This window comes from Novosphingobium sp. Chol11, from assembly GCF_900218065.1.
In the GTDB taxonomy this organism is placed as follows: domain Bacteria; phylum Pseudomonadota; class Alphaproteobacteria; order Sphingomonadales; family Sphingomonadaceae; genus Sphingobium; species Sphingobium agri.
In genome coordinates this window covers 1,025,505-1,052,442 of sequence record NZ_OBMU01000001.1, presented here as the reverse complement: position 1 = coordinate 1,052,442, position 26,938 = coordinate 1,025,505, and the positions used below count along the sequence as shown (strand labels likewise).

The 26,938-nt window shown below is 62.1% G+C and carries 27 protein-coding genes and 1 pseudogene; 15 read left to right on the top strand and 13 right to left on the bottom strand.

Annotation, left to right across the window (positions count from 1 at the left end; all coding sequences use genetic code 11):
• Positions 1–222: 222 nt before the first annotated feature.
• Complete coding sequence (locus NCHOL11_RS18500; RefSeq protein ID WP_255254723.1) at positions 223–348, bottom strand: hypothetical protein; 126 nt, start codon at positions 346–348, stop codon at positions 223–225.
• Between NCHOL11_RS18500 and NCHOL11_RS05275 the strand changes: the two genes are divergently transcribed.
• The 9 genes from NCHOL11_RS05275 to NCHOL11_RS05235 all read left to right on the top strand — a co-directional run bounded on the left by NCHOL11_RS05275 (position 347) and on the right by NCHOL11_RS05235 (position 9,342).
• Positions 347–2,167 carry a transglycosylase domain-containing protein gene (locus NCHOL11_RS05275; protein WP_255254722.1) on the top strand — a complete coding sequence of 607 codons (1,821 nt, stop codon included), beginning with the start codon at positions 347–349 and terminating at the stop codon, positions 2,165–2,167. The two genes, NCHOL11_RS18500 and NCHOL11_RS05275, sit on opposite strands and share 2 nt — an antisense overlap.
• Positions 2,168–2,234: 67 nt before the next feature.
• On the top strand, positions 2,235–3,401 hold the full coding sequence (gene purT / locus NCHOL11_RS05270) for a formate-dependent phosphoribosylglycinamide formyltransferase (protein WP_097091377.1): 1,167 nt from the start codon (positions 2,235–2,237) through the stop codon (positions 3,399–3,401).
• 46 nt (positions 3,402–3,447) lie between these two features.
• A complete protein-coding gene (locus NCHOL11_RS05265) occupies positions 3,448–3,867 on the top strand; it encodes an iron-sulfur cluster assembly scaffold protein (RefSeq protein WP_097091376.1) in 420 nt (139 codons plus the stop codon).
• Positions 3,867–5,687, top strand: coding sequence for a cation:proton antiporter domain-containing protein (locus NCHOL11_RS05260; protein ID WP_097091375.1), 1,821 nt, complete (start codon positions 3,867–3,869; stop codon positions 5,685–5,687). Before NCHOL11_RS05265 ends, NCHOL11_RS05260 begins: the two co-directional genes overlap by 1 nt.
• Positions 5,684–6,010, top strand: coding sequence for a DUF423 domain-containing protein (locus NCHOL11_RS05255; protein ID WP_097091374.1), 327 nt, complete (start codon positions 5,684–5,686; stop codon positions 6,008–6,010). The genes NCHOL11_RS05260 and NCHOL11_RS05255 overlap by 4 nt, the downstream gene beginning before the upstream one ends.
• A gap of 46 nt (positions 6,011–6,056) precedes the next feature.
• Positions 6,057–6,521 carry a Fur family transcriptional regulator gene (locus tag NCHOL11_RS05250; RefSeq protein WP_097091373.1) on the top strand — a complete coding sequence of 155 codons (465 nt, stop codon included), beginning with the start codon at positions 6,057–6,059 and terminating at the stop codon, positions 6,519–6,521.
• A gap of 58 nt (positions 6,522–6,579) precedes the next feature.
• Positions 6,580–8,505 (top strand): 1-deoxy-D-xylulose-5-phosphate synthase, encoded by a 1,926-nt coding sequence (gene dxs, locus NCHOL11_RS05245; protein ID WP_097092746.1) that lies wholly within the window; start codon positions 6,580–6,582, stop codon positions 8,503–8,505.
• Between the two features lie 65 nt (positions 8,506–8,570).
• Positions 8,571–9,026, top strand: a complete 456-nt coding sequence (locus NCHOL11_RS05240) for an SRPBCC family protein (protein WP_097092745.1) — start codon at positions 8,571–8,573, stop codon at positions 9,024–9,026.
• The gene (locus NCHOL11_RS05235; protein WP_097091372.1) at positions 9,013–9,342 is read left to right on the top strand and encodes an ArsR/SmtB family transcription factor; all 330 of its coding nucleotides are present in this window, start codon (positions 9,013–9,015) and stop codon (positions 9,340–9,342) included. Before NCHOL11_RS05240 ends, NCHOL11_RS05235 begins: the two co-directional genes overlap by 14 nt.
• Before the next feature lie 11 nt (positions 9,343–9,353).
• On the opposite strand, the gene NCHOL11_RS05230 is transcribed toward NCHOL11_RS05235, so the two are convergent.
• The 8 genes from NCHOL11_RS05230 to gpmA form a co-directional block, all read right to left on the bottom strand.
• Entirely contained in the window at positions 9,354–9,767 is a 414-nt protein-coding gene (locus NCHOL11_RS05230) for a DUF3035 domain-containing protein (RefSeq protein ID WP_097091371.1), read from the bottom strand.
• A complete protein-coding gene (lspA, locus tag NCHOL11_RS05225) occupies positions 9,767–10,279 on the bottom strand; it encodes a signal peptidase II (RefSeq protein WP_176502251.1) in 513 nt (170 codons plus the stop codon). The genes NCHOL11_RS05230 and lspA overlap by 1 nt, the downstream gene beginning before the upstream one ends.
• A gap of 141 nt (positions 10,280–10,420) precedes the next feature.
• Positions 10,421–13,273 (bottom strand): isoleucine--tRNA ligase, encoded by a 2,853-nt coding sequence (gene ileS / locus NCHOL11_RS05220; protein ID WP_097091370.1) that lies wholly within the window; start codon positions 13,271–13,273, stop codon positions 10,421–10,423.
• Positions 13,274–13,386: 113 nt separating this feature from the next.
• The gene (locus tag NCHOL11_RS05215; RefSeq protein ID WP_097091369.1) at positions 13,387–14,328 is read right to left on the bottom strand and encodes a bifunctional riboflavin kinase/FAD synthetase; all 942 of its coding nucleotides are present in this window, start codon (positions 14,326–14,328) and stop codon (positions 13,387–13,389) included.
• Positions 14,329–14,371: 43 nt separating this feature from the next.
• Positions 14,372–14,872 (bottom strand): dihydrofolate reductase, encoded by a 501-nt coding sequence (locus tag NCHOL11_RS05210; protein WP_097091368.1) that lies wholly within the window; start codon positions 14,870–14,872, stop codon positions 14,372–14,374.
• Positions 14,869–15,939, bottom strand: coding sequence for a 5-(carboxyamino)imidazole ribonucleotide synthase (locus tag NCHOL11_RS05205; RefSeq protein WP_097091367.1), 1,071 nt, complete (start codon positions 15,937–15,939; stop codon positions 14,869–14,871). Before NCHOL11_RS05205 ends, NCHOL11_RS05210 begins: the two co-directional genes overlap by 4 nt.
• 1 nt (position 15,940) lies before the next feature.
• On the bottom strand, positions 15,941–16,432 hold the full coding sequence (gene purE / locus NCHOL11_RS05200) for a 5-(carboxyamino)imidazole ribonucleotide mutase (protein WP_097091366.1): 492 nt from the start codon (positions 16,430–16,432) through the stop codon (positions 15,941–15,943).
• 81 nt (positions 16,433–16,513) lie between these two features.
• Positions 16,514–17,200: a 2,3-diphosphoglycerate-dependent phosphoglycerate mutase gene (gene gpmA / locus NCHOL11_RS05195; protein WP_097092743.1), complete on the bottom strand. Its 687-nt coding sequence runs from the start codon at positions 17,198–17,200 to the stop codon at positions 16,514–16,516.
• Positions 17,201–17,351: 151 nt separating this feature from the next.
• On the opposite strand from gpmA, the gene sppA reads away from it, so the two are divergent.
• The gene (gene sppA / locus NCHOL11_RS05190; protein ID WP_097091365.1) at positions 17,352–19,235 is read left to right on the top strand and encodes a signal peptide peptidase SppA; all 1,884 of its coding nucleotides are present in this window, start codon (positions 17,352–17,354) and stop codon (positions 19,233–19,235) included.
• Between the two features lie 66 nt (positions 19,236–19,301).
• Here sppA and NCHOL11_RS05185 read toward each other — a convergent pair whose 3' ends face one another.
• The 4 genes from NCHOL11_RS05185 to NCHOL11_RS05170 form a co-directional block, all read right to left on the bottom strand.
• A complete protein-coding gene (locus tag NCHOL11_RS05185) occupies positions 19,302–19,940 on the bottom strand; it encodes a trimeric intracellular cation channel family protein (protein WP_097091364.1) in 639 nt (212 codons plus the stop codon).
• A gap of 68 nt (positions 19,941–20,008) precedes the next feature.
• Positions 20,009–20,554, bottom strand: coding sequence for a glutathione peroxidase (locus NCHOL11_RS05180; RefSeq protein ID WP_097092742.1), 546 nt, complete (start codon positions 20,552–20,554; stop codon positions 20,009–20,011).
• A gap of 40 nt (positions 20,555–20,594) precedes the next feature.
• Positions 20,595–21,329, bottom strand: a complete 735-nt coding sequence (locus NCHOL11_RS05175; RefSeq protein ID WP_097091363.1) for a VIT1/CCC1 transporter family protein — start codon at positions 21,327–21,329, stop codon at positions 20,595–20,597.
• A 16-nt stretch (positions 21,330–21,345) separates the two neighbouring features.
• Entirely contained in the window at positions 21,346–23,127 is a 1,782-nt protein-coding gene (locus tag NCHOL11_RS05170) for an ABC-F family ATP-binding cassette domain-containing protein (protein WP_097091362.1), read from the bottom strand.
• 142 nt (positions 23,128–23,269) lie between these two features.
• Here NCHOL11_RS05170 and NCHOL11_RS05165 point away from each other — a divergent pair, with 142 nt between their 5' ends.
• The 5 genes and pseudogenes from NCHOL11_RS05165 to NCHOL11_RS05145 all read left to right on the top strand — a co-directional run bounded on the left by NCHOL11_RS05165 (position 23,270) and on the right by NCHOL11_RS05145 (position 26,931).
• The gene (locus NCHOL11_RS05165) at positions 23,270–24,001 is read left to right on the top strand and encodes an SIMPL domain-containing protein (protein ID WP_097091361.1); all 732 of its coding nucleotides are present in this window, start codon (positions 23,270–23,272) and stop codon (positions 23,999–24,001) included.
• Positions 24,002–24,048: 47 nt separating this feature from the next.
• Positions 24,049–24,385, top strand: a pseudogene (locus tag NCHOL11_RS05160) (hypothetical protein).
• A 36-nt stretch (positions 24,386–24,421) separates the two neighbouring features.
• Positions 24,422–25,087: a response regulator transcription factor gene (locus NCHOL11_RS05155; protein WP_097091359.1), complete on the top strand. Its 666-nt coding sequence runs from the start codon at positions 24,422–24,424 to the stop codon at positions 25,085–25,087.
• Positions 25,088–25,267: 180 nt separating this feature from the next.
• On the top strand, positions 25,268–26,572 hold the full coding sequence (locus NCHOL11_RS05150) for a sensor histidine kinase (RefSeq protein WP_097091358.1): 1,305 nt from the start codon (positions 25,268–25,270) through the stop codon (positions 26,570–26,572).
• Positions 26,572–26,931: a YbaN family protein gene (locus tag NCHOL11_RS05145; RefSeq protein ID WP_097091357.1), complete on the top strand. Its 360-nt coding sequence runs from the start codon at positions 26,572–26,574 to the stop codon at positions 26,929–26,931. Before NCHOL11_RS05150 ends, NCHOL11_RS05145 begins: the two co-directional genes overlap by 1 nt.
• Positions 26,932–26,938 lie beyond the last annotated feature (7 nt).

The following is a 26,938-nucleotide window of genomic DNA, read 5'->3' as shown; positions in this document are numbered from 1 at the left end:
CGGCAAGTTAACGTCTGATTCACCAATTCGGCTATCCTCAATCGTGGTTAACCGGTGACTGTCCCACGACAGGACGCTCTTGACCGTATCAATCCTATAATACAGCATATCGGAGCCGATGAGAGACCCCCTGCCCGCGCCTCAGCCAGATCAGCCTGCACGCGAGTTCGGCGCTGGCCCGCCCAGCGCATTCGCACCCCCTACACCCTGGCGTCGGCGACTTCAGATCGTCGGCTGGATCGTCGCGGGATTGCTGGCCCTGCTGATGCTGGTGATCGCCTGGTTGGCAGTCACAGCGCCGATGTCGAGATCGTTGAAGCCGATCGCCCCGCCAAGCGTCAGCCTCATGTCCGCCGACGGTCATCTGATCGCTCGCCGTGGCGCGATCATCGATCGCCCAGTATCTATGACGGATCTTCCCAAGCATGTGCCACAGGCCTTCATGGCGATCGAGGATCGGCGCTTCTACAGCCATTGGGGCGTTGATCCTCGCGGCATCTTGCGGGCGGCTTGGCATAATCTTTGGTCGGAGGGGTCATCGCAGGGCGGGAGTACGATTACGCAACAACTCGCCAAGGGCGTGTTCCTGTCAAGCGACAGAACGTTCGGCCGCAAGGCTCGGGAAGCCCTGATAGCATTCTGGCTTGAGGCATGGCTGACCAAGGACCAGATTTTCGAACGCTATCTGTCTAACGTCTATTTCGGCGACAATGTTTATGGCCTTCGCGCAGCTTCACTTCATTATTTCAACCGTCAGCCCGAGCGGCTGACCATTCCCCAGGCTGCGATGCTCGCCGGGTTGCTGAAGGCGCCGTCCCGCCTGGCACCCACGACGAACATCAAGGGCGCAAGAACGCGCGCAGCCCTCGTGACGCAGGCGATGGTGGATGCCGGTTATCTCAGCAAGGCTGAACGCAACGCCCTACGTCCTGCCCGTCTGGACGTACGTGAGACGCCCAATTCGACTACCGGCACCTACTTCGCCGACTGGGTGCTGCCAGAGGCGCGTGATCGCGCAGGTGCTGTTTATGGCGCGCAGACCATTCCTACTACGCTGGATTGGCGAATTCAGAGGCTTGCCGAGACAGCAATCCGCAGAGCGCCGCTGGGAAAGGCGGAAGCGGCGCTTGTGGCCATGAAGCCTGATGGCAGCGTCGTAGCGATGATTGGCGGCAAAAATTATCGCACGAGCAGCTTCAACAGGGCTGTGCAGGCAAAACGGCAGCCAGGATCGACCTTCAAACTGTTCGTCTATCTCGCGGCCTTCCGCGCTGGAATGACGCCGGAGGATTTTGTTGAGGACACGCCGATTACCAGCGGCACCTATCGTCCATCCAATCACGGCGGCAAATATCGAGGACGCATCACCTTGCGTCAGGCTTTCGCAGCGTCGAGCAATGTCGCCGCCGTAAGGCTGACGCAAAAGGTCGGAGTGGACGCCGTCATCAAGGTCGCTCGTGATCTCGGCGTAACTGCGCCACTGACCGAGGATCTCAGCCTCGCGCTCGGCACATCGGAAATCCCGCTCATCGAACTTGCACAGGCTTACGCAACCGTGGCGGCGGGCGCCTATCCTGTCATCGCCCACGGTCTGCCGCCAGAGGAGCAGGGATGGTTCGAGCGGCTGATGAGCCGACAACGGCACTTCAGCCAGGATGAGTTGGAGATGATCCGGGACCTACTGTCCTCGGCTGCAAACCGCGGCACTGGCAGCGCTGCGGCGCTGCGCACAAGCACCTTCGGCAAGACCGGAACGACGCAGGACAGCCGGGACGCCATCTTCGTGGGCTATGCGGGTGGGCTGGTGACGGCTGTATGGGTCGGCAATGATGATAATACACCCCTTCCTGGGGGTAGCGCAGGAGGGGGCGTGCCTGCGCGAATTTGGCGCAACTTCATGTCGGGAGCGATCAACGAGCCTGTCGAAACGCCGCCCGAGCAGCAGGATAGCGACTTGGTCAACGCAATCGCGAATGTGACGATAGAGACAGGCGTCGGCAATATGAGCGTTGGGGTCGATGAAGATGGCATGTCAGTCAACATCGGCCCCAATCAGTTGCGCCTGCCCATTGGCCAGCCTGACGCGCCGCCGCTTCCCCCTGCCCCGGCGGCACCCCCGCCCCGCATCGCACCCACTCAGCCAGTGGATGAAGGCGGGGAACCTTGAGATGATTGACGGCTGAAGCAGGCGGGCGGCATGCCTCTCCGCAACAGGGGGCGATTCGAGGATAGAGATGGCATTTACCGCGAAGATATTGCTGTTGGGGTCAGGCGAGCTCGGCCGTGAGTTCGTTATCTCCGCCAAGCGGCTCGGCTGTGAGGTCATCGCTTGCGACAGCTACGCCGGTGCACCCGCCATGCAGGTTGCGGACGGTTTTGAAGTCTTCTCCATGCTCGACGAGAGCTTGCTGCGCGATGCGATAGAGCGGCACCAACCGGACTATATCGTGCCGGAAATCGAAGCCATCCGTACCGAGGTGCTGGCGGAAGTCGAAGCGCAGGGTTTGACGGTCGTTCCATCCGCCCGTGCCACCATCATGACGATGAACCGCGATCGCATCAGGGAGGTGGCAGCGGTGGAGCTAGGCCTCCGCACATCCCGCTATCGCTATGCGGAAAGTTTGGAAGAGGTGCGCCAGGGCGCTGAGCACACCGGTTTTCCATGCGTGATCAAACCGGTCATGTCGTCTTCAGGAAAAGGACAGAGCACGATCCATTCTACAGATGAGCTGGAACAGGCCTGGGACTATGCCGTGGCCAACATGCGCGGCGACCGCAGCCGGGTAATCGTCGAACAGTTTATCGATTTCGATTATGAGATCACGCTGCTGACCGTTCGAAGCCGCGATGGGGTCAGCTTCTGTCCGCCGATCGGGCATAGGCAAGAACGCGGGGATTATCAGGAAAGCTGGCAACCTGCGCCAATGCATCCGGCTGCTTTGGCCAAGGCAGAGGATATGGCCCGTGCCGTCGTCGATAATCTAGGCGGCTATGGGATATTTGGCGTCGAGTTCTTCGTGAAGGGAGAGGATGTCATCTTCTCCGAACTGTCCCCCCGGCCTCACGATACCGGGATGGTGACGCTGATTTCACAGAATCTGAGCGAGTTCGATCTGCATGCCAGAGCGATCCTGGGCTTGCACGTACCCCAGGTGCGGTTGAACGGTGCATCTGCTTCAGCCGTGCTGCTGGCTGACCGCGCATCGGAACATTTCGCAATTGAAGGTGCCGCCGATGCACTGGACGCATCGGGCGGAGAAGTGGATCTCCGCATCTTTGCCAAACCATCAACCCGCCCGTACCGGCGGATGGGCGTGGCGTTGGCGCTGGCTGATAATACGGACAGCGCGCGCAAATTGGCTGCGAGCGCAGCAGCCAAGCTCAAGATCATCTACAAATAATATGTGCAGCCTTCCTCAAGCGCTTCGGCTGTCCTAAAGCGAGAGCATGAGCGCCCTCTACAACAAGGATATATTGCGCCTTGCCGCCAGCATTCCGCATCATCAGCGCCTCGCGCAGCCGCAAGCCACTGTGGAAAGAAGGTCTCCAACTTGCGGATCGCGCGTGATTGCGGATGTTCGAATGGAGGAAGGAAATCTCGCCGAACTCGGGCTGGACGTCAAAGCCTGCGCGCTGGGGCAGGCTTCGGCCGCGCTGATGGCTGCTCAGGCAGTCGGCATGACCGTCTCTGAACTCGAGAAAGCTCGCGACAGATTGGCGGCTTATCTTGCGGGCGAAGGCGATGACCTGGAATTCTGGCCGGGACTCGCCATACTTGCTCCTGCGCGCGCATATCCTGCCCGCCACGCTTCCATCCGCCTGAGTTTCGAGGCCGTTGCCGAAGCTGCCCGAATGGCGGCCGCCTGATGCCGAATTCGCCAACAGCAGTGTCCCACGCGCCTCTTTCCGCGACCGATGTCCTGTTGTCCGAAGGCGTCATTCTGCTGGGTGCCGCCGTGCTCTTCGTCATGCTCTTCCGCCGCTTCGGCTTGGGCGCCGTACTTGGTTATCTCGTCGCGGGTGCGCTAGTCGGACCGCAGGGTCTCGGCCTTGTAGGTGGCGCAGAATCGAAGCTTGCGATCGCCGAGATCGGCATTGTGCTGCTGCTTTTCCTTGTAGGCCTTGAACTTCACCCGGCGCGGCTATGGCGGTTGAAGCGCGACATCTTCGCTCTTGGCCTTGCTCAGGTCGTGATCTGCGGCTTGGCCCTGACCGCGCTTATCTATTATTTGACTGGTTTCACTTGGGGCGCCGCCATCGCCCTCGGCCTTCCGCTCGCCCTCTCCTCGACAGCGCAGGTACTGCCCAGTCTTAAAAGCAGTGGCCGCATCAACTCCCCTTTTGGCGAAAAAGTCTTTTCGATCCTGCTGTTCCAGGATCTTTCCATTGTTCCACTCATCACCATCGTGGCAGCATTATCGCGCAATCCGGTTGATGCTGGAGGTCCTCCGGGGATCCAGCTGGCCGGCTACACGGTGGCCGCGATCGCGGGGCTCGTATTGGCTGGCCGGTTCATCCTACGCCCTCTGCTGCAACTGGTTGGAAAGCTAGGCGAGCGCGAGTTGTTCGTAGCGGTCGGCCTCTTCACCGTGCTCGCGGCAGCGGCAATCATGCATGCGCTTCACCTGTCCACTGCCCTCGGGGCTTTCGTTGCAGGTGTGATGCTTGCCGACTCCCCCTATCGGCATGAGATAGAGGCGGACGTAGAGCCGTTCCGGTCGATCCTTCTCGGATTGTTCTTCCTCGCTGTCGGCATGGTGCTTGACCTGCAAGCAGTTGCGGCGAATCCCTTGTTCGTCATCGGCATGGCTGCAATGCTAGTCATCACCAAGGCCTTGCTGATAACCGGCCTCGCCAGGCTATTCGGCATGGAATGGACGCAAGCCATCGGGGCTGGTTTGTTACTCAGCCAAGGCGGCGAATTTGGTTTCGTCCTGTTCGCCCAAGCGCAAAACGCCTTGCTGATCGCTCCGCAGGGCGCGAGCCTGTTCAGCGCAATCGTGACCTTCTCCATGGCCACAACCCCCTTCCTCATGCTCTTCGCCCGGAGACTGGAATTCGCGCAGCCTAAAGGTCAGCGGAACCCGGAAGGCCCTGATGAGGCGACACGCGGGACCGCGATCATCGTCGGCTACGGCCGTTTTGGCCAAACTGTCGCCCAAATGCTGATGGGACACGGATTCGAAGTCGTACTGATCGACAAAAAGCCCGCTCAAATCGAGGTGTCGAGCCGATTCGACATGAAAGTCTATTATGGCGATGGCACGCGGATCGATCTGTTACGCCGATCGGGCGCTGATGAAGCGCGCCTGATCGCCTTTTGTCACGACGATCCCTCGTTCGATCGCCGCGTATTGGAGCCGATAGCCGAAACCTTTCCTCAGGCTGCATTGCTTGTCCGGGCCTTTGACCGGCGGCAGTTGCTGGCCCTGAAGGACATGGACATAACCGGCGTCGTACGCGAAGTATTCGAATCCGCGATTTGCATGGGGGTTCAGGCAATGGAAGCGCTCGGCGTGCCCCAGGCGGAAATCGAAGAAGTCGAGCGCAAATATCGCGAAAATGACGATCAGCGCCTCACCGTCCAGGGCGAACAAGGAACGCTCCTCGCCGCCAAGGAACTCATGTTCAGACCTGGCAGAAGGATGCGCTTGCTGACCCGCGGAGAAGAAGAGGAAAGAGCATGATCCCGCTACTTGCCTCATTGTCGGCAGCCCTCGCCATTTCGGCGGGCGCTTTTGGAGCACACGGCGCATCCAACCACGAAGCAGCGGAATGGTTACGGACAGGCGGCTTCTATCAGCTTATCCATGCCGTGGCCGCACTGACGCTGGCGAAGAGTGGGCAAGGCCCGGCACTGCTGCTCCTCATCGGAGCAGCGATCTTCGCGTTCACCCTCTATATCATGGCGGCTGGCGGCCCGCGCTGGCTAGGTGCGGTGACGCCGATCGGCGGTTCATTGATGATAGCCGGTTGGTTGTGGGCAGCTTGGACCTATTGGCGCGGGTGACAGCCCACCCTTGCCCCGAACCTCACCCACGCATAGATTAACATATATGGCCGAACACCATCATCATCACGAACCGACCGGCGCGAACTTGGCAGACGCAGCCCGCAACGCTTTGGAGGCTCAGAATGAGCAGTGGACGCCAATGCGCGCTGCCATCTTCGATGCCCTCGCGGCTGAAGAAAAACCGACGTCCGCCTATGACATTGCTGACAATGTCTCCAAATTGCGGGGCAAGCGGGTTGCGCCAAACAGCGTCTATCGCATCCTCGACCTGTTCGTCGCGAACAATATCGCGATGCGCGTTGAGAGTGCGAACGCCTATATCGCCAACGCTCATCCTGGTTGCCATCACGACTGCATCTTCCTTGTTTGCCGCAACTGCAAGGAAGCGACCCATGTCGATGATGACGTGGTGACAGGCGATGTTCGCGCCGTTGCAGAACATCAGGGATTCCGGGCCGAACGGCCGGTAATCGAAATATTGGGAACGTGCGCCAAGTGCGTGGCGTGACGCGGCCGTTGCGCTTTGATCAGGAACGGCCTAGCGCGCTTGGGAGTCTATGTCTTTCATGAATGATCGCCCCTCCACTCCGCTGCTCGACCAGGTGATCTGGCCGCAAGATCTTCGCGCCCTCAAGCCTGAGCAGCTTCCTCAGCTGGCTGACGAATTGCGGCAGGAGGTGATTTCCGCCGTCGGCGTGACCGGGGGCCATTTGGGATCCGGACTGGGGGTGGTCGAGCTTACTACCGCCATCCATTATGTTTTCGACACGCCCAATGACAAGCTGGTTTGGGACGTCGGCCACCAATGCTATCCTCATAAGATACTGACCGGGCGGCGCGATCGCATTCGCACGCTGCGCCAGGGTGGAGGCTTGTCGGGCTTCACGAAGCGGGCCGAAAGCGAATATGATCCCTTTGGCGCGGCGCATAGCTCGACCTCCATCAGCGCGGCTCTCGGCTTTGCAGTTGCGAGCAAGCTTGCAGGTAAACCGGGCAAGGGCATCGCCGTCATTGGCGACGGAGCGATGTCGGCTGGCATGGCTTATGAAGCGATGAACAACGCGCGGGAGGCGGGAAACAGGCTGATCGTCATCCTGAACGACAATGACATGTCGATCGCTCCGCCGGTAGGCGGTCTCTCCGCCTATTTGGCGCGCCTGGTATCAAGCCGTGAATTCCTTGGACTACGCGACCTTGCCAAGCGTCTGGCCCGCAAACTGCCTCGTCCGCTGCACAATGCCGCCCGCAAGACTGACGAATTTGCTCGCGGCATGGCGATGGGCGGCACATTGTTCGAAGAATTGGGCTTCTATTATGTCGGTCCGATCGACGGGCATAATCTTGAACAGCTCATCCCTGTACTGGAGAATGTCCGGGACGCGGCAGAGGGGCCTTGCCTGGTCCATGTCGTGACGCAGAAGGGCAAGGGTTACGCTCCGGCGGAAGCGGCGGCGGACAAATATCACGGCGTTCAGAAATTTGATGTGATCACGGGGACCCAAGCAAAAGCGCCTCCGGGGCCGCCGAGCTACACAGCCGTGTTCGCCGACGCCCTCATCGCCGAAGCGCAACGCGACAGCAGCATCTGCGCGATCACCGCCGCGATGCCCTCGGGCACTGGCCTTGATAAATTCGCGCAAGCCTTCCCGGATCGCTCCTTCGACGTAGGCATCGCCGAACAGCATGCTGTGACCTTCGCCGCAGGCCTTGCGGCGCAGGGCATGCGGCCCTTCTGCGCCATCTATTCCACCTTCCTGCAGCGCGCCTATGATCAGGTGGTGCATGACGTCGCGATCCAAAACCTGCCGGTACGCTTTGCCATCGATCGGGCGGGGCTAGTAGGTGCGGACGGATCGACGCATGCAGGCAGCTTTGACGTGACATATCTCGCGACCCTGCCCAACATGGTGGTCATGGCTGCGGCTGACGAGGCGGAACTGGTGCACATGGTGCACACCTGCGCGGTTCACGACAGCGGGCCGATCGCCGTCAGATATCCACGCGGCAACGGCACCGGTGTCTTGTTGCCAGCGGCGCCTGAAAAGCTCGAGATCGGCAAGGGTCGGATCGTAAAGGACGGACGGCAGGTTGCGATCCTCTCACTCGGGACGCGACTTGAGGAAGCACTGCACGCTGCGGAGGCATTGGAAGCTCGGGGTTTGTCCACCACCGTTGCTGACTTGCGCTTTGCCAAGCCGCTCGACGAAGCGATGATCCGCCGCCTTTTGACTACGCATGAAGTGGCAGTGACGATCGAGGAAGGCGCGATTGGCGGTCTGGGCGCGCATGTGTTGACACTGGCAAGTGACCTCGGACTGATCGACAATGGCTTGAAGCTACGGACGATGCGCCTGCCTGACATCTTCCAGGATCAGGACAAGCCGGAGCAGCAATATGCCGATGCAAAGCTGGATGCAGCTGCGATCATCGATACGGTATTGACTGCGTTACGGCATAACAGCGGTGGTGTAGCAACAGAGGCACGCGCTTAATCAGCAACCATATGGTTGCATAAAAGCAGAATGGGGCGCATATGAGCAACCAGGAGGTTGCTCATATGACTGACTCAATCACGAAGACCGTCGAAATCGCTGCACCTGTCGAGCGGGTGTGGGATGCGTTGATCGACCATGAAAAGTTCGGCGCGTGGTTCCGCGTGGCTCTGGATCAGCCTTTTGCGGTGGGTGGGGCATCGACCGGTCATATGACCTATCCTGGCTATGAAGATTATCGTTGGGAAGCGCGGGTAATTGCGATCGAGCCAATGCGGCGCTTTTCTTTTGAGTGGCCGGCGACTGGCGGTGACAAGCAGCTGATCGAAAACGGCACGCGGGTAGCGGAATGGACGTTGGTCGAGTTTTTGCTTGAGCCTGCGGGCCAAGGCACCTTGCTGACAGTCATCGAAAGCGGATTTGACAAGGTGCCGGAACCGCGTCGGAGCAACGTCATGCGATCCAATGACGGGGGTTGGACGGAACAGGTTCAGAATATTCGCCGCTATGTTGAACCTTGAGGAATCGCCCGCGCGGCTGTTCGCCGCATTAGGCGATGCCACACGATTGGGACTGATCAAGCGCCTGTCAAATGGTGCGGAGCAATCCATCGCGCAACTGGGCGAGGAATTGCCCATCAGCCGCCAAGCCGTGGCGAAGCATCTAGACGTTCTGCAGAGCGTCGGCCTGGTCAGGAGAACGCGGCGAGGTCGTGAGGTATTATTTGTTCTGGAGCCAAAGACGGTCGCGCAAGCGCGTCGTTGGCTCACGCAAGTCTCCGCTCAGTGGGATGACGCGTTGGGCAGGCTCAAGATGTTTGTCGAGAGCCAGCCCTAAACCCATGCTTGTTACTGCTCGGGGATCGCGGCGCGGGCGTCTTGCCCATCACCCTCCGGCGCGGCTATGATTTCGCGGGTCGCGGCGCCCTTGTCGACGACTTCCGTCGCCGGATCACCCACGGACGACCGAATACCGGCCGCTGCATTGGCGCGCCCGGCCTCGGTCAAGGCCGCGCTTTCCGCCGCGCTGCGCTGGGCGGGGCCACCGAACATGGTTTCCATCGCGGCACGACTGGAATCGACCGAAGCGGCTGCCGGGGTGCCCGGAGCAGGAGGAACGAGCGCATAGTCAGGCGGGATCACAAGGGGCGCCTGGCGGGAGACGGCAAATTCGTCAGGACGCTCCCGATTGAACAGGCCGCCGCCACCGCCACAAGCGGACAGCATGGAAATGAGGCCAGCGGCGAGGATCAGTTTACGCATCAGTTCAGTGACTCCGTCTTTGCGCCCTTCTCGCGCAGCAGCAACGCCCGCGCAAGCAGGATCAGCACGCCGATCGTTATGGCGGCGTCGGCCAGGTTGAATATCAGGAAGGGCCGCCATTCCCCAAAATGCAGATCGGCATAGTCGATGACATAGCCGAGCCGAACGCGGTCGACGATGTTTCCGATCGCACCGCCAAGCACCAGCCCAAGCGCCGCAACATCCTGCCGGGCTTTTTCGCGCCACATCCAGACACCGACAAAAGTGGCGATCAATATGGTCATGCCGACAAGCAGCCAACGCATCATGTCCGTACTGGCATGAAGAAAGCCCATGGAAACGCCACGATTTTCAAGCCAGCGAAGACGGAAGATCGGCAACAGCTCGATGCCCTCATCCATCCGACTTTTGAGCGCGAGCGGATAGGTGACGGTATATTTGATGAGCTGGTCGAGTGCCAGCGTAACGATCGCGACGGTGAGACCGAGCGGGCGGTGATTGACAGCCACCATCAGCGGCGGGCCATATGCGTTTTGGGAGATGAGGGTGACACGAGCATATTCCTGAAGAGCGCCATCATGATCCGGTTCATTTTCTGCCAAGCGCAGGCCGTCGGCTATAGCCTAAGGCTGAGCTTGTAGGACAGGACGTTTTTACCCCGCCAGCACTTCGTCACAGCGGCTGCAGAGAGTGCCGTCTTCCTCGACTTCCGGCAGCAATCGCCAGCAACGACCACATTTGTGCCACTCGCTCGGCTTGACGATGATGCCGTCGCCGACCCCCGTTTCGATGCGGGCGACGATGGCGATTTCGGCGAAGTTCACACCGTCGCTGGGAACGGTCATGCCCATGGTTACATCGGCTTCCAGGCTGGAGCGGATGACCTTTTCACGGCGGAGCGGTTCGATGGCTTCGTTGACCTGATCGCGCTGGCTGCGGATTTCGGTCCATTTATCATCCAAGCGCTGGTTTAGCCATGCAGCCTCAACCTCGGGCCATTCGAGGAAATGGACGCTTTCTGCGTGGTTTGCATAGCGGCTTTGCCACACTTCTTCAGCCGTGAAGGGGATGATCGGGGCGGCGTAGCGGACCAGCGCGTGGAAGAGCGTGTCGAGCACCGTGCGGTAGGCGCGGCGCTTGGGATCGCTCTTCGCATCACAGTAGAGGCAGTCCTTGCGAATGTCGAAGAAGAAGGCCGACAGGTCGCTGTTGGCGAAGTCGAACAGCGCGCGGGTATAGCGGCTGAACTCCAGCCAGTTTTCGCTGCCCGCTGCCTTCTCGACGACCGCCTTGAGTTCGGCATCCAGCTTAGCCAGCAGATGGAGCATGTATCGCTCCAGCTCCGGCATTTCCTCGACCGGAACGCGCTCTTCTTCGGAGAAATCGGAAAGAGCACCGAGAAAATATCGGAAAGTATTGCGAAGTTTACGATATGCGTCGGAAGAGCCAGCCAGCACTTCCTTGCCGATACGGACATCGTCGAAATAATCGGTGCTGGCAACCCAGACGCGGAGGATGTCTGAGCCGGACTCGGCAATCACCTTCAGCGGGTCAACGACATTGCCGAGGCTCTTGGACATTTTCCGCCCCTGCCCGTCGAGCGCGAAGCCGTGGGTCAGAACGGCGTCATAGGGCGCGCGGCCACGGGTGCCGCTGCTTTCCAGGAGCGAGGATTGGAACCAGCCACGATGCTGGTCGGACCCTTCAAGATAGAGATCCGCGCGAACGCCTTCGCCATAGCGGCCTTCGACCACAAAGCTGTGGGTCGAGCCACTATCGAACCAGACATCAAGGATATCGTTGACCACCTCATAGTCGTTGAGGTCGTAATCGGGGCCGAGCAGCGCTTGGTGGTCCGCGCCGAACCAGGCATCGGCTCCGCCAGCCTTGAAGGCTTCGACGATGCGCTGATTTACCGCCTTATCAACAAGATATTCGCCTGTCTTGCGATGGACGTAGAGGGCGATGGGGACGCCCCACGCGCGCTGACGGCTGATCACCCAGTCGGGGCGCCCCTCCACCATCGAGCGAATGCGATTGATCGAGCGTTCGGGCACCCACCGGGTTTTCTCGATCGCATCGAGGGCCGTACCGCGCAGAGTTGCACCGTTGCCCTGGCGCGCAAGGATCGCCTCTTCCTCGGCGCAGCGGGGCATGATGCCGTCGTTGATCGCCCGGTCCATAGGGATGAACCATTGCGGGGTGCAGCGGAAGATGATCTTCGCCTTGGAGCGCCAGCTGTGCGGATAGCTGTGCTTGAAGTCGTCGGATGCGGCGAGCAGGCCGCCTGCTTCGCGCAGGTCAGTGCAGATCGGGCCGTCCTTGCTGACGAACTTGGGGTTGATGACGGAGCCCTGACCACCGAGCCAAGCCCAATCCTCCCGATATTTGCCGTCATTCTCGACGGCGAACACCGGGTTGATGCCGTTCGCCTTGCAGAGCGCGAAGTCGTCCTCGCCATGGTCGGGCGCCATGTGGACGAGACCGGTGCCCGCGTCGGTGGTGACGAAATCCCCTGCGAGGAAGGGGCGCGGCTTGGCGAAGAAGCCACCGAGAGAGTGCATCGGGTGACGGGCGACGGCTCCGGCGAGGTCGGTGCCTTTGCCCTTCCACACTGCTTTCAAAGCGAAATTATCATGCCCTGCGGCAACGCGCTGGAAGAAGGCGTCTTCCAATTGTCCAGCGATCAGATAGCGACGACCACGCCCCACTTCCTCGAAAACCACATAATCAACTTCCGGTCCATAAGCCAAAGCCTGATTGACCGGAATCGTCCATGGGGTCGTCGTCCAGATCACCGCATGGGCGCCGACCAGTTCCGGCGCGTTCGGAGCTTCGACTATCTCGAACGCCACGTCGATCTGGGTCGAGACGATATCCTCATATTCGACCTCCGCCTCGGCCAGCGCGGTCTTTTCGACGGGGGACCACATGACCGGCTTGGCGCCGCGATAGAGCTGGCCGCTCTCCGCGAACTTCAGCAGTTCAGACACGATGGTAGCTTCAGCGTCGAACTTCATGGTGAGATAGGGATCATCCCAATCGCCCATCACGCCAAGCCGCTTGAACTGCTCCTTCTGCACGCCGACCCATTTGTCCGCATAGGCACGACATTGGGCGCGGAATTCCTGTGCGGGAACCTCGTCCTTGTTCTGCTTCTTCTTGCGATATTCCTCCTCGATCTTCCATTCGATCGGAAGGCCGTGGCAGTCCCAACCGGGAACATAGGGCGCATCCTTGCCGAGGAGCGACTGGCTGCGGACGATGATGTCCTTCAGCACCTTGTTCATCGCATGGCCCATATGGATGTCGCCATTGGCGTAGGGCGGGCCGTCGTGGAGGATGAAGCGTTCGCGGCCCTTCCGCCGCTCGCGCAGCTTGCCGTATAGGTCCATTTCCTCCCAGCGGGCGAGGATTGCCGGTTCCTTCTGCGCCAGGCCGGCCTTCATGGGAAAGTCGGTTACGGGGAGGAAAACGGTGCTTTTATAGTCGGGCTGGTCGGTCATCTGATCTGGTATCTGCTTGCCTTGCCATTCGGCCCAAGACTGCGCCCCATTAAGAAAAGGGAAAGGGCTTCGACAGGCTCAGCCCGAACGGGTGAGAAAATGTGCCCGGTGCATTAGGCGAGGCGCGGCGTTCCCGCAAGGATTTGCCGTGCGGCGTCGCAGTCCTTCGCAATCTGGGCCGTGAGGGCATCGAGCCCTTCATATTTCGCCTCTGGCCGAAGGAATTGGATCAACTGCACCTCGATGCATTGATCGTAAAGGCTTTCGGAAAAATCGAAGAAGTGCGGCTCCAGCAACTCCTTTGGCGGGTCGAAACTGGGCCGGGTGCCAAGGTTTGCAGCACCGTCGAGAATACGGCCATCGGACAACAGCCCTCGCACGGCATAAATGCCATAGGCCGGGCGAAGATAATGCCCAAGATCGACATTGGCGGTGGGGAAGCCGATCGTGCGGCCAACCTTGTCGCCATGCTGGACCAGCCCTTGCACCGCGAAGGGGCGCGTCAGCAGGCGCGTTGCCGTGGCGCAGTCACCGGCTTTCAGTGCGGCGCGGATACGGCTGGAGGAAACCACCTCTCCGCCTTGGTCCGTTACTGGCGCGACGGCTTGGGCGCTCATGCCCCGCGCGGCGCCAAGTTCGGCGAGCGTGCCCACCGTGCCGGTGCGGCCCTGACCAAAGGTAAAGTCCTGACCCGTCACCACGCCCGCGACGCCCATGCCGTCGACCAGCAGATCGACGAAATCCTCCGGGCTCAAGGCGGCCAGTTGACGGGTAAAGGCGAAAACGAGCATCGCGTCGGCACCGGCTGCGGCGAACAGGCGCTGCCGCTGGTCGAGGCTGGTGAGACGGAACCACGGGTTTTCCGGGCGGAACAGGCGCATGGGATGCGGGTCGAACGTCGCGACGATGACGGGACGCCCCTCCGCGCGGGCACGCTCCACCGCGCGGCCGACGACCGCCTGATGACCGAGGTGAAATCCGTCAAAATTGCCCAGCGCCATGATGCTCCCGCGCAGATGGGCAGGGATCGGGACGCCGCTTTCCAGCCGCTCCATGGCGGTGGCTATAGGGAGATGGCCGGGCGCTGGCAATGCGGCTTCAAGAGCCAGCCCGGCGGCGGAAGGTGACGAAGCTGTAGGCGGGATATGTGCCCTCGTCCGGATGATCGCTGCGGGCGGTTTCCTGCCATTGCGCGACATCAGGATAAGGGATCGCTGCGTCGCCGGGTGCGTCGATATGCACTTCGGTCAATTCGATGCGGTCGGCATGGGGCAGGAAGAGATGGTAGACCTCTGCCCCACCTATCACCATGGCAGCGGGACCGCCCGCCAGGCGCAGGGCGGACGTGACGTCATGGGCGACCTCCGCCCCCTCCCCACTCCAGCCTTTGTCACGGGTGAGGACAATGTGGCGGCGGCCTGGAAGCAGGCCGGGCAGGCTGTCGAACGTCTTTCGGCCCATGATCATCGCGTGACCGAGGGTCAACGCCTTGAAATGCTTGAGGTCGGCAGGAAGCCGCCAGGGCAGCCCCCCATCCTTGCCGATAACGCCATTGTCGGCGCGGGCGAGGACGAGGACGACTTCCTGGCGGTCGGTCACAGGGTCAGCCGGGTAACATGGCCCATCTTGCGGCCTGGGCGGGCTTCATGCTTTCCGTAGAGATGCAGATGAGCGGAGGGATCGGACAGGATCGCTTGCCAGGCGTCAGCTTCCTCGCCGATGAGGTTGTGCATCTGCACTCGCCGCGCTGCCAGCCTGGTGTCGCCCAAGGGCAGGCCGCAGATGGCGCGAACATGGTTTTCGAACTGGCTGGTGACCGCGCCTTCGATCGTCCAGTGACCGCTATTGTGGACGCGGGGAGCCATTTCGTTGAAGACGGGGCCATCGGCGCTGGCGAAAAATTCGAGCGTCAGGACACCGACATAGCCGAGCGCTTCGGCAACCTGCGCGGCGAGAGCGCGCGCCGCTTGCACCTGCGCCTCGATGCGAGGGCCGCCGGGAGCGGTGGAGGTAGAGAGGATGCCGTCGACATGGACATTGGCGGGCGAGTCCCAGAAGCGGACTTCGCCATTCGCGCCGCGTACAAGGATGACGGAAAACTCCTCCTCGAAGGTCACGAAGCCTTCCAGGATGGCGCTTTGCCGACCGATGGCATCCCATGCCGCAGGAGCATCCGCTGGCCCGTTCAGGCGCGCTTGCCCTTTGCCATCATAGCCCATGCGATTGGTCTTCAGGATCGAGCGGTTGCCGACCGTGGCGATTGCTCGCTCCAGATCATCCAGGCTTTCGACCGAGGCGAAAGGCGCGGTGAGGCCGCCAAGATCGCGAACGAAATTCTTTTCGGCAAGCCGGTCCTGTGCCACGCGGAGAGCCTGCGCACCGGGGCGGACGAGGCCGTGGGTGGAGAGGACCTCGACGGCGGCGGGGTCGATATTCTCGAACTCGTAGGTAACGACATCGACGCTGTCGGCGAAGGCGGACAGCGCGGCGGCGTCTTCGTAAGCGCCTCGGGTCCAACAGCGGGACACGTCTGCGGCGGGACCGCTTTCTTCCGGCGCGTAGATATGCGTGCGATAGCCAAGCTGCGCGGCGGCGATCGCGATCATGCGGCCGAGCTGGCCGCCGCCAAGAATGCCGATGGTGGAACCGGGCGCTATGGTCGTCATCTTATTCAGGCGTCTCCGCGACATCGTCCGTCTGCTTTTCGCGCCACATGTCCAGCCGCTCGGCCAGTTCTTCGTCGGTCGTGGCGAGGATCGAAGCGGCCAGCAGGGCCGCGTTGATCGCACCGGGCTTGCCGATGGCGAGAGTGCCGACCGGAATACCGCCGGGCATCTGGACGATGGATAGAAGGGAATCCATGCCCTTCAACGCCTTTGACTCGACAGGCACACCAAGGACCGGCAGACGCGTCATCGAGGCCGCCATGCCGGGAAGATGAGCCGCGCCCCCTGCCCCCGCTATGATGACCTTCAGCCCGCGCCCCACCGCGCCGGTGGCATAATCATAGAGGCGCTGCGGCGTCCGGTGAGCGGACACGACCCTGCATTCATGCGGAACACCAAGTGCACTCAGCGTTTCGGCCGCGTGGCGCATGGTTTCCCAGTCGGATCGCGATCCCATGATAATGCCGACGCTGGCGGCGCTCTCTCCGGTCATTCGCCTGACTTCCCCTGATGGCGCGGAAAGCAAAGCCCCTTAGCCGGGCGACCGGCAGGGGGCAATGCGAGATTTGCGCGCTTAACGCTCCGACAGATAATAGCGGTCCTTGGCCGTCAGATCGTCGGCAAGGTCATAGACGATGGGCTGACCGGTCGGGATTTCCAGCTCCGTGATTTCGTCGTCGGGAATGCCCGACAGATGCTTCACCAACGCGCGGAGCGAATTGCCGTGAGCTGAGATGAGGACGCGCTTGCCAGCCTTCAGCTCCGGCACGATGCGGCTCTCCCAATAGGGCAGCACGCGGGCAATGGTGTCCTTGAGGGACTCCGTCGAGGGGATGGCGATGCCGTCATAGCGGCGATCCTTCGACAGGTCGAACTCACCGCCCGGCTCCAGCACCGGCGGCGGAATGTCGAAGCTGCGGCGCCAGATCTTCACCTGCGCGTCGCCATGCTTGGCGGCCGTCTCCGCTTTGTTGAGGCCGGTGAGGCCGCCATAATGACGTTCATTGAGGTGCCAGTCCTTTTCCACCGGCAGCCAGAGACGCCCCATTTCCTCAAGCGCAAGATTCAGCGTCTTGATCGCTCGGGTCTGGACCGAAGTGAAGCAGCAGTCGAAGTCGAGGCCCTTTGCCGACATCAGCTGGCCAGCGGCCCGCGCTTCCTCCACGCCCTTTTCCGTCAGGTCCACGTCCCACCAGCCGGTGAAGCGGTTTTCCAGATTCCAGGCCGATTGGCCATGACGGATGAGAACAAGGGTGGACATGTAACGCATCTCCTGCACTAAGAGCGATGATGGCGCTTCCCATAACGCCGGAAATGACGGGCGCAAGCTTGCGCGGCCAGACGGCCGTCCCACATTGCAGTGGGCCGGGCGATCGGATAGCTCCGGGCAAGCAAGCATAAGGAAGCGGCATTTGGCATTTGTAAAGGGCGTCTGGCGCATATTGGTCGCGATCAAGGACGGGCTGGTTCTGCTATTCCTGCTCGGCTTCTTCGGCCTGCTCTATGCTGCCCTGTCCTGGTCGCCCAAGCCCGCGCGCAGCGTGAGCAGTGGCGCTCTGCTGCTGAAGCTGGACGGCACCATTGTCGAGCAACCGGCAGAAGCCGACCCCTTTTCGCTGCTGACATCATCCGGGCCGCAGACGAAAGAATATCGCCTGTCCGATGTCGTCACCGCATTGGAGGCGGCAAAGACCGACGGCAAGGTCAAGGCGGTGGTCCTGAACCTCGACGGGTTCCTTGGCGGCGGTCAGGTCGCGCTTTCCCGCGTAGGCAAGGCGCTGGATGCGGTGCGTGCCGCCAACAAGCCGGTCTTCGCTTTCGCGACCATCTATAGCGATGACAGCTACCAGCTAGCCGCGCACGCCAGCGAGACATGGGTTGATCCCCTTGGCGGCGTGGCCATCCTGGGGCGCGGCGGATCCGGCCTTTACTACAAGGGCCTGATCGACAAGCTGGGCGTCAACACGCATGTCTATCGCGTCGGGACGTACAAGAGCTTCGTCGAACCCTTCATCCGCACGGAACAATCGCCCGAAGCACGCCAGGCCAATCAGGCGCTGGCCGATGCATTGTGGCAGGATTGGCAGGAGGAAGTCACCAAGGCTCGCCCGCGCGCGAAGCTGGCTGCCTATGTCGCGAACCCGGCGGGTGCGGCGGAGGCGGCGCGGGGCAATCTTGCCAGGGCGGCACAAAATGCGGGCCTCGTGGACAAGCTGGGCGACGAGGCCGCGTTCGGCAAGCGCGTAGCGCAGGTCGCAGGGGAGCCGTCCGACGATCGCGTCGGGGATTTTGCGAGCATTGACCTTAGCAGCTATGCCAAGGCCCACCGACCCGCCAATGACGGGCAGATCGGCGTGATCACCGTGGCTGGCGACATCGTGGATGGTGATGGTGGCCCCGGCAGCGCTGCCGGCGACACCATCTCTGCCCTGCTCTACAAGGCATTGTCGGAAAAGGACCTGAAGGCGCTGGTCGTGCGCGTCGATTCTCCTGGCGGGTCGGTGATGGCGTCCGAGAAGATCCGGCAAGCCATCATGGAAGCCAAGCGAGAGGGCCTGCCGGTCGTCGTATCGATGGGCAATGTCGCGGCGAGCGGCGGCTATTGGATATCCACGCCCGCCAACCTCATCTTTGCGGAACCCGGCACGATCACAGGGTCAATCGGGGTGTTCGGCATCTTGCCAAGCTTCGAAGGCACACTCGCCAAACTCGGCATCACGACCGACGGGGTGAGGACCACGCCGCTTTCAGGGCAGCCGGATCTTGCTGGCGGTACGACGCCTGAGTTCGACCGCATCATGCAGATGGGGATCGAAGATATTTACGGCCGCTTTGTCGGGCTGGTGGCGCAGGCGCGGCGCAAATCGCCCGAGCAGATCGACACGATCGCTCAAGGCCGCGTGTGGGATGGGGGCACGGCGAGGCAGATCGGCCTTGTCGATCGCTTCGGCGGGCTGGAGGACGCGATTGCCGAGGCAGCGAAGCTGGCCAAGATCGATCCCGCCAAGGCAAAAGCCTATCGCATCGAAAAGGAACCGGACAAATTTGCGGAGTTCCTCCAGTCGATGACGGAGCGGGATGATGAGGATGCAGATGCTCCCCGCGACATGTTGAGCCGACAGGCGATGATCCAGCGGCGCTGGGCAATGCAGGCGATTGCAGACGTGCGCGGCCTCATCAGCGGGGCCGGCGTGCGGGCGGATTGCCTGGAGTGCCGTGGATATGGTGCGCCACGGCGGGCGAGTGCTGCGGATGAGCGTGGCTTGCTGGCATTGCTGACCAGTCTGTGGCGGTGAGGCGGACGGCTTAGCTATAGACTGCGGGTCGCGCCCATGGCGCTTCTTCTGACCGTCATTCTCTCCTCACCGGCCACCTCGATATGTGGGCAGGCCGATGCTTCGCCAGATCGCGACTGCGCGAAGCAGGAAGCCTAGAACGGCTGCGATCAGGCCAGCAACGGGGACATCCAGACCCCACCAGCGTAGCATGACGAACAGGCCGGAGGCGAAGGCGGCGGCGGTCACATAAAGTTCCGGGCGCAACAGGATGGAGGGCTCATGCGCCAGCAGATCGCGCAATATGCCGCCGACGCAGCCGGTGACGACGCCCATCATCGCAGCGACGAACGGCGGGATGCCGTAGCTCATCGCCTTGGCGGCTCCGAACACGGCGAAGGCGGCAAGGCCTATCGCGTCGAGCCAGTCGAGCGCCCGGTCGCTCCAAAAGCGGCGCGGCGTGAACCAGATGAGCAGGGCCGCGACCATGCAGGTTATTGCCGGGACCGGATCATGCACCCAGAAGACCGGCGCGCCGATCAACAGGTCGCGCACGGTGCCACCCCCTACCCCCGTGACCAGCGCGAAAAAAGCGAAGGTGACGAGCGTCTGACCCAAGCGAGCGGCGGCCAAAGCGCCGGATGCGGCGAACACGAAAATGCCGACGATGCTGAGCGTTTCCAGCACCGGGCCGATTTGCTGGAAAGCGGTGGCAGGCGAAAGCATGAAGCAATTAGCCAAATAAAAACATTCGGGCCGGCAGGGTCAACAGCGCCGGCCCGGATGCTCGCTTCCTATTTCGCGAGTTCAGCCTCGATCGCGGAAACCAGGGCCGGATCGTCGGGCGTGGTGCCGGGTGCAAAGCGGGCGGCGACCGAGCCGTCCTTGGCGATCAGGAATTTTTCGAAGTTCCACAGCACTTCGGGCTCTTCCGTCGGCGTCATGCCGTAGCCGCGCAGCTTTTCGCGGAAGTCATCGCCATCGCCGTCAGCCTTGGGCTGCTCACTGGTGAGGGCGGCGTAGAGCGGATGCTTTTCCGGGCCTGTCACGACGATCTTTTCGAACATCGGGAATTCGACCCCGAAATTGGTCGTGCAGAATTCAGCGATCTCGTCATTGCTGCCCGGTTCCTGGCCCGCAAAATCATTGGCGGGGAATCCGGCGACCACCAGCCCCTTGTCCTTATAGTCGCGGTACAGCTTTTCCAGCCCTTCATATTGCGGGGTGAGGCCGCATTTGGAGGCGACGTTGACAGCCAGGACCACCTTCCCCGCATAGTCGGCCAGGCTGGCGTCGGCGCCCTTGATCGTCTTGAGCGGAATTTGCTGGATAGCAGTCATGATCATCTCCTTGAGAATCCGGATGGCGCGGACCTTGCCATTATATCGCCGCGCCGAAAAGCCTGCCCGCACCCGCCGTGACCACCATGGCGAGCACACCCCAGAATAGCACCCTCATGAGGGAACGGCCTGTGTTCGCCCCGCCGAGCCGCGCGCCCGCATAGCCCAGGAGTGCAAGGCACAGGAGCGACGCCAGCACGATGACTGGCAAGGCCAGCGAAGACGGGCTGGCGACCGCTGCAAGAAGGGGCGCAAGTGCTCCTGCCGAAAAGGTGGCGGCCGACGTCAGCGCCGCCTGCACCGGACGAGCCGTGCTGATCTCCGAAATGCCCAGTTCGTCGCGGGCATGGGCCGCCAGTGCATCGGCGTCCATCAGCTGCCGCGCGACTTCTCCCGCCAGCTGGGGTGTCAGGCCACGTTCCACATAGATGTTGCGCAGTTCCTGCCATTCCACCTCTGGCTGCTGCGCGATCGCATGCTTTTCCTTCGCAAGGTCGGCCCGCTCCGTGTCCGACTGCGCGCTGACGGAAACATATTCCCCTGCCGCCATCGACATCGCGCCCGCGAATAGAGCGGCTATGCCCGACAGCAGGATCGTGTCGCGCGCAGCACCCGACGCAGCGACACCGGCGAGCAGGCTGGCGGTCGAGACGATACCGTCATTCGCGCCCAGAACCGCTGCGCGCAGCCAGCCGACGCGGTTGACATAATGGACGGCATGGTGCGCACGCGCATGCTCAAGTGCGCCTGAAGCTGATCCTTCCACCGCCGCCATGGTCGCCCCCTCCTGTTCAGCCGCTCAGGCCTTCGGCCTTTTCGGCCAGTTCCAGCCAGCGTTCCTCCGCTGCGTCCTTGTCGGCGCGGGCTTGCTCTATCGCTTTCGTCAGGGCGGCGAACCGCTTGGGATCGCGCGTGTAGAGCGATGGGTCGGCGAGTGCCTCCTCATCCCGTGCGATATCCTGCTCCAGCTTCTCGATCGTCTGGGGCAGCATGTCGAGATCGCGCTGATCCTTGTAGCTGAGCTTCGTCGATGCCGTCTTCGGCGGCGGGAGAGCGGCAGGCGCTTTCTTTTCCGGGCGGGGTCCGTTCCGGGGCTGGCGCTTGGCGACCCAGTCGGCATAGCCGCCGACGATGACGTCGACCTGACCCGATCCATCAAGACCAAGCGTCACCGTGACCGTGCGGTCGAGGAAGTCGCGGTCGTGACTGACGATCAGGACCGTGCCGTCATAGTCGGCAATCACTTCCTGCAGCAGGTCGAGCGTTTCAAGGTCGAGATCGTTGGTCGGCTCGTCCAGCACCAGCAGGTTCGATTCGCGGGCGAATTCCCGGGCAAAGAGCAGGCGCGACCGCTCGCCGCCCGACAGGGTGCCGACGCGCGCCTCGGCAAGCGAGGGGTCGAACAGAAATTCCTTGAGATAGCCGTGGACATGCTTGCGTGACCCGCGCACGTCGATCCAGTCGCCGCCCTCCGCAAGCACGTCGCGGACGCGCTTGTCGGGCTGCATCAGGCTGCGCTGCTGATCGATGAAGATCATGTCGAGCGACTTTGCCTGCTTGATCACGCCGCTATCCGGCGCGAGTTCACCCGTCAGCAGCTTCAAGAGCGTGGTCTTGCCCGCGCCGTTGCCGCCGACGATGCCGATGCGGTCGCCACGCTGGATGCGCAGCGAGAAATCCTTGATGACGGTGCGATCTCCGAAATTCTTCGTCACATGCTCGGCGGTGATGACGCTCTTGGTCTTGCTGTCGTCGGCAGCGACCGCGATCTTCGCGACGCCCTGCGGCCCCACCATTGCCGCGCGTTGTTCACGCATCTCGTAGAGCTTGGCGAGGCGGCCCTGATTGCGCTTGCGCCGGGCGGTGACGCCGCGCTCCAGCCAATGCGCCTCGATCTTGAGCTTGGCGTCGAGCTTTTCGGCGGCACGCGCCTCTTCGGCATAGACCGCTTCCATCCACTCTTCGAAGCCGCCGAAGCCGATTTCATTACGCCGGATCGAGCCGCGATCCAGCCACAAGGTCTGCCGCGTGAGCCGGGTCAGGAAGGCGCGGTCATGGCTGATGACGATGAAGGCGCCCGAATAGCGGCCGAGCCATCCTTCCAGCCAGTCGATGGCGTCGATGTCGAGATGGTTGGTAGGCTCGTCCAGCAGCAAAAGGTCAGGCTCGCTGGCGAGCGCGCGGGCGATGGCGGCGCGGCGGCGCTCGCCCCCGCTGGCGGTCGCTGCTTCGCGTGAGAGATCAATGCCGAGTTGGCTGGCGATCGCCTCCACCTCATGCGCGGGCGGCGCATATTGGCCTGCCAGCGCGAAATCGCGCAGGGTGGCAAAGCCTGCGACGTCCGGGTCCTGCTCCAGCATGATGACGCGCGCGCCTGGTCGAACGGAACGCGTCCCTTCGTCAGGCTCGACCTGCCCGGCGATGAGCTTCAGCAGCGTCGTCTTGCCTGCGCCGTTGCGGCCGATCAGTGCCAGCCGATCCCGCTCCCCGACAAAGATGTCGAGGTGACGGAAAAGCCAGTGGGAGCCCTGACTGAGACCAAGATTTTCGAACGAGAATATGGGTGCGGCCATGGCCGTGCAGCTAGGACTTCCAACGCGCCGGGGCAAGAGCGCGTGGAACCACATGCCGCCTCAATGTTTTCAACGCGCGTCAGCCCCCATTCATCGCAGCCGTTACAAATGAGCTGCATCGCTTTTTCAAGGAGATACGCTCATGAAGTCCGCCCTGGCCCTGATGGCCGCCGCTGCCGCTGTCTCGATTCCCGCCCTGGCCGTCGCGCAGACCAATGTGACAATTGCCGAAACGGCGCCCGTGGTGACGCTGAACGTCACCGAGACGGTGGAAGCCGCGCCGGATCAGGCGGTGGTCGGCACTGGCGTTCAGACACGTGCGCCGACTGCTGCGCAGGCGATGCGGGAAAATGCGGCGAAGATGGACCGGTTGATCGCCACCCTCGCCAAGGCGGGGATCGCCAAGAAGGACATACAGACCAGCGGCATCAACCTGAACGCCCAATATGACTACAGCAATCAGAACGGCCAGCCCGCCGGGCCGCGCTTCATCGGTTATGAAGCGTCGAACCAGGTGACGATCAAGCTGCGCGACATCAAGAAGACCGGACAGTTGCTGGACACGCTGGTCGAAGCAGGCGCGACCAATGTCAGCGGGCCGTCGTTCGCGATCGAGGACCCGACCCCGATGCTGGCTCAGGCGCGCGCGGCAGCCTTGAAGAGCGCCAAGACGCAGGCCGACTTCTATGCGCAGGCGGCGGGCTATCGCTCGGCACGGCTCATTTCGATCTCGGAAAACAACAGCGGTGGCCGCCCGCCCATGCCAATGCTCACCACCCGTTTCAAGGCAGACGCAGCCGAAGCGACGCCGGTGGAGCCGGGCCAGGTGGGATCGTCGGTGACGCTCACCGTCCAATATGCGCTGGAACGCTGATCCGGTAGCCTGTCGCCCCGCTGACAGCACCATTCACCACCTGTTCAATGCTTATCGCCTATGGCATGCCACATGACGATGAAGCTTAGCAGCCTGATTGCCGGTATGGCCGCCATCGCCGCGATGGTGGCCGTACCCTCCTATGCCGAGGCCGGTCAGCGCGGCGAACAGGATGCCGCGCGCCGAGCGATGCTGGAAGGGCAGACCATGCCATTTTCCCTCATCAAGCGGCGGGTCGACGCGGACATGGGTGGCGCAACCTACCTTGGCGCGGAATTCAATCCCGCTTCGAACCGCTATCGGCTGAAATATGTGAAGGACGGCAAGGTGGTTTGGGTTGATGCGGATGGACGCACGGGCAATATAATGGGCAGGGCGCACTGACGCGCCAAAGGGCAAAATACAAAGAAACGGAGCCATATGCGTCTGCTGATCGTCGAAGATGAACCAAGCCTTGGGCAACAGCTCCGCAACACGCTGGAGGGCGCGGGCTATGCCGTGGACCTCGCGACCGATGGCGAGGACGGACATTTCCTTGGCGCGACGGAAAGCTATGACGCGGTCGTGCTGGACCTTGGCCTGCCGACGATCGATGGGCTTACCGTGCTCGACCGGTGGCGCAAGGAAGGGCGCAGCTTCCCGGTGCTGGTGCTGACCGCACGGGACAGCTGGTCCGACAAGGTCGCTGGGCTGGACGCGGGCGCCGACGATTATCTGGCCAAGCCTTTCCAAAGCGAGGAACTCATCGCCCGGCTGCGCGCGCTCATCCGTCGTGCTTCGGGCAACGCGTCTAGCGAACTGATCGCGGGCGATGTGCGGCTCGACACGCGTTCGGGCAAGGTGACGCTGAAAGGCGAGCCGGTGAAGCTGACCGCGCAAGAATATAAGCTGCTGTCCTACCTTCTCCACCACAAGGGGAAGGTGGTGAGCCGTACCGAGTTGATCGAACATATCTACGACCAGGATTTCGATCGCGATTCCAACACGATTGAAGTGTTCGTCACCCGCATCCGCAAGAAGCTGGGCGCGGACGTGATCACGACGATACGCGGCCTGGGCTACAGTCTGGACGAGCCGGGCCGCTGATCCTTCGCGGGTTCGGACGGCTTATTCCCCTGATCGAACCCATTGCGCGCTTTACTTCCCGCAAGAAGGTAGAACCTTCAACACCCTCGTGGCGGACGGACAGGGAGGTTCCGGCAATTACCAATGAGCGAGTCCAGTGCCCCTCCCCCGGTTCGTTCCACCGGGTCGATCAGCCGCCGCATGATCGGCATTGCGGCGCTGTGGATCAGCATATTGCTGCTGGGCGGCGGGCTGGCGCTCGATCGGGTGCTGTCGCAAGCCATCACCCGCAATTTTGACGATGGCCTCAACTATGTGCTGACCGCAATGATCGCGTCGGCCGAGATCGGCCCGGATGGCGAAGTGCTGTTCAATCGCCCCCTCGCCGACCAGCGCTTTCTGGAGCCCAATAGCGGCCTTTATTATCAGATCAGCGCCAAAGGGCATGAGGATTGGCGGTCACGTTCGCTGTGGGACCGCGCGCTGAGGGTGCTGCCCGAGCATGATGATCGCAGCTTCCACGCCTATGACAGCAAGCAGTTTCCGGGCGAGGATTTGCGCATCATGGAACGGACCATCGTCCTGCCGGGCTCCGATACGCGGTGGATGTTCATGGTCGCCGCCGCCCGCGCGGGGCTGGATGATCAGATCAGGACGTTGCGATCAACCTTGACGCAGAGCTTCGCGCTGCTGGCGCTTGGCCTGATCGTTTTGACGACCCTCCAAACGCTTTATGGATTGCGGCCGCTGCGCCGGGTGCGCAAGGAGATCGTGCGGATGCGTGCGGGCGAAAAGAACCGCGTCACCGATCCCATGCCATCCGAAGTGTTGCCGATGGTCGAGGAACTGAACGCGCTGCTCGCCCATAATGAGCGGCAGGCGGAAGAGGCGCGAACCCATGCGGGCAATCTTGCTCATGCGCTGAAGACGCCGCTGACCGTCATCATGAATGCGGCGACGGCCCAGTCGGCCGACCTGGGCGAGACCGTGATCCGCGAGGCGACGACGATGCGGCGTCAGGTGGATCACCATCTCGCCCGCGCTCGTGCCGTCGGGCGGCGCGGAGCCGCGCAGAGCCGCGCGGAGGTATGGGCGAGCTTGCAGGCGGTCGAGCGCGCCGTGCAGCGCCTCTATCCCGAAACGCGGATCGACATGGATGGCGACAAGGAGGTCGCGGTTCGGGTGGAGCGTCAGGACCTGGACGAGATGCTTGGCAACCTCATCGAAAATGCCGCGAAATATGGCGGAGGCAGCGTCTTTGCCACCGTCAACCGCGCTGGGTCCATGGTCGAGATATTGGTTGAAGATGACGGCCTGGGCATTCCCGAAGAGGAACGTACCCGCATTTTCGACCGGGGCGTGCGGCTGGATTCAGGAAAGCCGGGCACCGGTCTTGGCCTCGCCATTGTGCGCGATGTGGCCGAAATTTATGGCGGGTCGATCAGCATGGAGGAAAGCGAGGACCTGGGCGGTCTCCTCATGCGGTTGCGTCTGCCAGCGGCCTGATGCGGCGGACGCTCTATCTTTCCGCCGGGTTTCTATCGCTCGGCTTAGGTGCGATCGGCATTTTCCTGCCTCTGCTGCCTACGGTGCCCTTCATGATATTGGCGGCATTCTGCTTTGCCCGGTCGAGCCCGGCACTGGAAGCGAGACTGCTGGATCATTCCCATTTCGGACCGCATATCCGGCGCTGGCGGGACAAGGGCGCCATCAGCCGGAAGGGGAAGCGGGCGGCGCTGGCGGCTTTCGCGTTCAGCGCCCTGCTGGCGCTGCTCCTCGCGCCCTTTCCCTGGTTCCTCATGCCGCTGGCGGCCGCGCTGATCGGCGGCACCTGGATATGGACACGTCCGGAAGATAACGCCTGAAGCGGCG

What these genes read in the sequence shown, in the direction of transcription:
- NCHOL11_RS05215 (WP_097091369.1), bottom strand. Translation starts at nt 14,328, where the DNA reads ATGGAGCGGCTGGAAAGCGGCGTCCCGATCCCTGCCCATCTGCGCGGG.
- ileS (WP_097091370.1), bottom strand. Translation starts at nt 13,273, where the DNA reads ATGACCGACCAGCCCGACTATAAAAGCACCGTTTTCCTCCCCGTAACC.
- NCHOL11_RS05155 (WP_097091359.1), top strand. Translation starts at nt 24,422, where the DNA reads ATGCGTCTGCTGATCGTCGAAGATGAACCAAGCCTTGGGCAACAGCTC.
- purE (WP_097091366.1), bottom strand. Translation starts at nt 16,432, where the DNA reads ATGACCGGAGAGAGCGCCGCCAGCGTCGGCATTATCATGGGATCGCGA.
- NCHOL11_RS05180 (WP_097092742.1), bottom strand. Translation starts at nt 20,554, where the DNA reads ATGACTGCTATCCAGCAAATTCCGCTCAAGACGATCAAGGGCGCCGAC.
- gpmA (WP_097092743.1), bottom strand. Translation starts at nt 17,200, where the DNA reads ATGTCCACCCTTGTTCTCATCCGTCATGGCCAATCGGCCTGGAATCTG.
- NCHOL11_RS05145 (WP_097091357.1), top strand. Translation starts at nt 26,572, where the DNA reads ATGCGGCGGACGCTCTATCTTTCCGCCGGGTTTCTATCGCTCGGCTTA.
- NCHOL11_RS05265 (WP_097091376.1), top strand. Translation starts at nt 3,448, where the DNA reads ATGAGCGCCCTCTACAACAAGGATATATTGCGCCTTGCCGCCAGCATT.
- NCHOL11_RS05240 (WP_097092745.1), top strand. Translation starts at nt 8,571, where the DNA reads ATGACTGACTCAATCACGAAGACCGTCGAAATCGCTGCACCTGTCGAG.
- NCHOL11_RS05175 (WP_097091363.1), bottom strand. Translation starts at nt 21,329, where the DNA reads ATGGCGGCGGTGGAAGGATCAGCTTCAGGCGCACTTGAGCATGCGCGT.
- NCHOL11_RS05170 (WP_097091362.1), bottom strand. Translation starts at nt 23,127, where the DNA reads ATGGCCGCACCCATATTCTCGTTCGAAAATCTTGGTCTCAGTCAGGGC.
- lspA (WP_176502251.1), bottom strand. Translation starts at nt 10,279, where the DNA reads ATGGTGGCTGTCAATCACCGCCCGCTCGGTCTCACCGTCGCGATCGTT.
- NCHOL11_RS18500 (WP_255254723.1), bottom strand. Translation starts at nt 348, where the DNA reads ATGAGGCTGACGCTTGGCGGGGCGATCGGCTTCAACGATCTCGACATC.
- NCHOL11_RS05150 (WP_097091358.1), top strand. Translation starts at nt 25,268, where the DNA reads ATGATCGGCATTGCGGCGCTGTGGATCAGCATATTGCTGCTGGGCGGC.
- NCHOL11_RS05275 (WP_255254722.1), top strand. Translation starts at nt 347, where the DNA reads ATGTCCGCCGACGGTCATCTGATCGCTCGCCGTGGCGCGATCATCGAT.
- NCHOL11_RS05205 (WP_097091367.1), bottom strand. Translation starts at nt 15,939, where the DNA reads ATGACGACCATAGCGCCCGGTTCCACCATCGGCATTCTTGGCGGCGGC.
- NCHOL11_RS05260 (WP_097091375.1), top strand. Translation starts at nt 3,867, where the DNA reads ATGCCGAATTCGCCAACAGCAGTGTCCCACGCGCCTCTTTCCGCGACC.
- NCHOL11_RS05255 (WP_097091374.1), top strand. Translation starts at nt 5,684, where the DNA reads ATGATCCCGCTACTTGCCTCATTGTCGGCAGCCCTCGCCATTTCGGCG.
- purT (WP_097091377.1), top strand. Translation starts at nt 2,235, where the DNA reads ATGGCATTTACCGCGAAGATATTGCTGTTGGGGTCAGGCGAGCTCGGC.
- NCHOL11_RS05250 (WP_097091373.1), top strand. Translation starts at nt 6,057, where the DNA reads ATGGCCGAACACCATCATCATCACGAACCGACCGGCGCGAACTTGGCA.
- NCHOL11_RS05230 (WP_097091371.1), bottom strand. Translation starts at nt 9,767, where the DNA reads ATGCGTAAACTGATCCTCGCCGCTGGCCTCATTTCCATGCTGTCCGCT.
- NCHOL11_RS05165 (WP_097091361.1), top strand. Translation starts at nt 23,270, where the DNA reads ATGAAGTCCGCCCTGGCCCTGATGGCCGCCGCTGCCGCTGTCTCGATT.
- NCHOL11_RS05235 (WP_097091372.1), top strand. Translation starts at nt 9,013, where the DNA reads ATGTTGAACCTTGAGGAATCGCCCGCGCGGCTGTTCGCCGCATTAGGC.
- NCHOL11_RS05185 (WP_097091364.1), bottom strand. Translation starts at nt 19,940, where the DNA reads ATGCTTTCGCCTGCCACCGCTTTCCAGCAAATCGGCCCGGTGCTGGAA.
- dxs (WP_097092746.1), top strand. Translation starts at nt 6,580, where the DNA reads ATGAATGATCGCCCCTCCACTCCGCTGCTCGACCAGGTGATCTGGCCG.